The sequence below is a fragment of the Promicromonospora kroppenstedtii DSM 19349 genome (assembly GCF_000515355.1).
Lineage (GTDB): Bacteria > Actinomycetota > Actinomycetes > Actinomycetales > Cellulomonadaceae > Promicromonospora > Promicromonospora kroppenstedtii.
The window spans coordinates 3,482-7,768 of the sequence record NZ_KI911735.1 but is presented as its reverse complement, the minus strand read 5'-3'; the positions used below and the strand labels follow the sequence as shown (position 1 = coordinate 7,768).

Genomic DNA, 4,287 nt, shown 5'->3' with positions numbered 1-4,287 from the left:
CGGGGCGCGCGGCGGGTTCTACGAGGGCGGCCTGGCACGGCACCTGGCCGCGCCGGGCGCGCAGGGGTCGCCGCTGACGCCGGACGACCTGGCCGCCTACCACGCCGAGTGGGTCGAGCCGATCTCGACCACCTACCGGGGATACGAGGTGCACGAGCTGCCGCCCAGCACCCAGGGCTTCACGGCGCTCCAGGTCTTCAACCTGCTCGACGGGTACGACGTCGCCGCCTGGGGCGAGGGTACGGCCGACTACTACCACCACATGGCCGAGGTGGTGAAGGTCGCGTTCGCCGACCGCGACGAGTGGCTCACCGACCCGCGGTTCGTCGACCTCCCGATCGAGCGGATGATCAGCCGCCCGTACGCCGACGAGCGCCGGGCACTGATCGACCCCGGGCGGGCCCTCGACATCGCGACGGTGCCGGCGGGCATCCCGTACCCGCGTGCGCACGCCCGCCCCGTGCCGGACGGCGACACGTGCTACTTCGCGGCGGCCGACGCCGACGGCCTGGTCGTCTCGCTGATCCAGTCGATCTACCACGACTTCGGCAGCGCCGTCGTAGCCGGGGACAGCGGCGTCATCCTGCAGAACCGCGGTGCCTTCTTCTCCCTCGACGAGAACCACCCCAACCACCTGCGGCCGGGCAAGCGCACGTTCCACACGCTGGTGCCGGCACTCCTGACCCGGGACGGTGAGCCGTACCTGGCCTTCGGCTCGATGGGCGGTGAGGGGCAGCCGCAGTCGCAGGCGGCCCTGGCCACCCGCATCCTCGACTTCGGGTACGACGTGCAGCAGGCGATCGAGGCGCCACGCTGGCTGATGGGCCGCACCTGGGGCACGCCGTCGCGCTCCCTCTCGCTGGAGGGCCGGATCTCTGACGAGACGGCGCGCGAGCTCAAGCGGCGCGGGCAGCCGGTGCAGATGGTGACCGGGTGGAACGACAACATGGGCCACGCCCAGGCCATCCGTGTCGACCGGGCCCAGGGGCTCTACGAAGGGGGAGCGGACCCGCGCGGCGACGGTGCAGCGCTGGGGTACTGACGTGACCGCCGACATCGCGATCACGCTCGGGGTCATCCTCGCGGCCATGGCGCTGTTCGTCTGGAACCGCATCCCCGCCGCGGTCGTCGCGGTCCTTGCGTCGCTGGCCCTGTTCGTCACGGGTGTCATCTCCGCGCCGGAGATGCTCGGCGGGTTCGGCGACCCGGTGGTGATCTTCATCGCGGCGCTGCTGGGCATCGCGGTGGCGCTGGAGAACGCCGGAGTCGGTGCCTGGGCGAGCCAGCTCCTCATGCGCCGCGCTGGTTCGAGCGACACCACGCGCCTGATCGCGATCATGGTGGTCGCCGCCGTCTTCAGCGGCCTGATCGGCATGAACGGCGCGGTCGCCGCGATGCTGCCCGTCGTGGTGATCGTCGCGGTGCGGACCCGCACCGCGCCGTCGCTCCTGATGATCCCCCTCGCCTTCGCGTGCCTCACGGGGGCCAAGCTCACCCTCCTCGGCACGCCGGTCAACGTCATCGCCGCGACCCAGGCCGAGGAGGCCGGCGCCGGCGAGATCGGGTTCTTCGAGTGGTCGCTGGTCGGCCTGCCGCAGCTGGTCGGCACCATCGCGATCGTCGTCCTGCTGGGTCGCCGCCTGCTTCCGGAGCGGCAGAGCCAGGCCATCCCGGCCGACTTCAGCGCGCACGCGCAGACGCTCGTCGAGGAGTTCCGGCTCCGCGAGGGACTGCACCGGCTGCGGGTGCGGGACTCCTCGCCGCTGCTGGGCTCGGCCCCCGGCGCGGTCGGCCTCGCGCCGTACCGGGGCCTGGTCACGATCGCCGCGGTCGAGCCCGACGGCACCACCCCGCTGCGGCGCGAGCTGCGTGAGGGGGACCTGCTCCTGGTGCGCGGCGACGCCGAGGAGGTCGGGCGGGCCGCGCTGGACCTGCACCTCGCCATCCGCGCGGACGACGACGGCGGCGGCGATGGTGACGGTCACGGCGCGCCCGTGGCCGACGTGCTGCTGAGCCGGGACTCAGGCCTCGCGGAGGTCGTGGTGCCGCCGCGGTCCGCTCTGGTGGGCAAGCCCGCGTTCCCCGGCATGGTCACCGACGACGGCAGCCTCCTGGTGCTCGCCGTGCAGCGCGGCGGCACCGACCTGCGGGCCGAGCCCGTCGAGCTCCAGGCGGGGGACCACCTGCTGCTGCGGGGAACCTGGCAGGCGCTCGACAGCTACCTGGCCGACCCCCAGGTGCTCGTCGTCGACTCCCCGGAGGTCGTCAAGCGCCAGACGGTGGCTCTCGGGCGCGGCGCGCCCGCGGCGCTCGCGATCCTGGGTCTGCTCATCGTGCTGCTCGCGTTCGACCTGGTCCCGGCGGCGGTCGCCGCGGTGGTCTGCGCGACCCTCATGGTGGTGGCCCGGGTGGTGTCCCTGCCGCAGCTCTACCGCGGGATCGACTGGAACACGGTCGTGCTGATCGGCGCGATGATCCCGCCGGCGATCGCCATGGGGACCACCGGCGCGGCGACCCTGATCGGCGACCTGGTGGTCGGCGCCCTCGGGGCCGGCGGCCCGTACGCCGTGCTGACGGGGGTGTTCCTCGCCAGCGCCCTGGTGAGCCAGTTCATCTCGAACACGTCCACGGCGCTGGTGATGATGCCGATCGGGCTCGCGACCGCCGCCGAGCTCGGCGTGGCGGGCCTGCCGATGGTCATGGCCGTGGCGATGGGGGCCAGCGCCTCGTTCATGACGCCGTTCGCCAACGGGGTCAGCCTCATGGTCTACGGCCCCGGCGGCTACCGGTTCGGCGACTTCTGGCGGATCGGCACGGTCGTGCTGGTGTGGAAGCTCGCCGTGACAGTCGTCGTGGTGCCGCTCGTGTGGCCGTTCTGACCAGGTCTGCCGGCCGAGCCTCTCCACCAGGGCTTCAGCCCCGGCGCCTGCGCGCCCGGATCAGGGCGCGACCGTCGGTGGCCCGGTGGGTGGCCCGGTGCCCGGACCGGTCGGGCTCGGCGTCGGGCAGCGCGGTGCGGACCGGTAGCAGGCGCAGGCGTCGTCGTACCGCCCGTCGGGCGGGAGTTGTCGAGAGAAGCGGCCGCCGCTAGGGTCCGCCCTGGACAATTCGCCCATAACAAAATCGGGAGCATGGCGATGACGGCACAAGCGCCGACGGTAGCGCCGACGACGGCGGCTGAGCCGCCCACCACCCCGCGGGATCCGGCGCCGGGACAGGCCGCCGGACAAGCCGTGCCCCAGAACGTGCCCGCCACGTTCGGCGCCCCGTGGATCCGTTCCGCGGGCGAGGTGGCCTGGAAGCTGGTCGGGATCGTGGCCGCCGTCGCGGTCGTGTTCTACGTGGTGGGCCTGGTCCAGGTCGTGTTCGTCGCCCTGTTCCTGGCGCTGGTCTTCACCACCGTGCTGCTGCCGCTGGGCGACTTCTACGACCGGGTCATGCCGCGCGGCCTCGCCATGGCGGCGTCCCTGCTGACGGCGGTGCTCGCCGTCGGCGCGCTCGTGACCTACGTGGTCTCGTCCGTGGTCAGCAGGTGGGAGGACCTCGCCACCGAGTTCGCCACCGGCCTGACCGACCTCGCCGAGCTGCTCACCGGCATCCCGATGCTGGCCGGGCTGGGCACGCCGAGCGACTGGCTCGCCGACGGCGGCGCCTGGCTCCAGGCCCACGCCGGCGACTACGCGGGCACCGCCGCCGAGAGCGCCGGGTCGGTCGCGGAGGGCGCGACCGCCGTCGTCCTCGCGATCTTCTGCACCGTCTTCTTCCTGACCCAGGGCGGCCGCATGTGGCGCTGGGTGCTGGACTTCGTGCCCGCCGACCGGCACGACCGCTGGGAGGCTGCGGCCGCCGCGGGCTGGAACTCGTTCTCCGGCTTCACCCGGGGCATGTTCTTCGTCGCGCTGTCCGACGGCATCCTGGCCGGGATCTTCCTGTCCGTCGTCGGCGTGCCGCTCGCCCTGCCCCTGTCGGTCGTGGTGTTCCTCGGCGCGTTCGTCCCGATGATCGGACCCGTCGCCGCCATCGTGATCAGCGTGCTCGTCGCGCTGGCCGCGAAGGGCCCCGTGCTCGCGCTCGTGGTGCTGATCGGCATGGTCGTCGTCGCGCAGATCGACGCCAACGTGCTCCAGCCGCTGATCACCGGCAAGCAGGTCTCGCTGCACCCCGTCGTCATGGCGCTCGTGGTGGCCGCCGGCTCCGTGCTCGGCGGCCTGCTGGGCGCCGTGGTGGCCGTGCCGCTCACCGCGGTGGCCTGGGCCGTCTTCAGCACGCTGCGCCGGACGGCGCCGG

At 73.2% G+C, this 4,287-nt stretch carries 3 protein-coding genes; all 3 read left to right on the top strand.

The annotated features are described in order from the left end of the window. A partial coding sequence (locus PROKR_RS22075; RefSeq protein ID WP_036967553.1) for a gamma-glutamyltransferase family protein occupies nucleotides 1-1,042 on the top strand: 1,042 nt, incomplete at its 5' end. Between the two features lies 1 nt (nucleotide 1,043). Then, nucleotides 1,044-2,879, top strand: a complete 1,836-nt coding sequence (locus PROKR_RS22070) for an SLC13 family permease (protein WP_036967550.1) — start codon at nucleotides 1,044-1,046, stop codon at nucleotides 2,877-2,879. 354 nt (nucleotides 2,880-3,233) lie between these two features. Next, on the top strand, nucleotides 3,234-4,287 hold a 1,054-nt coding region (locus tag PROKR_RS22065; protein ID WP_245605928.1), incomplete at its 3' end, for an AI-2E family transporter.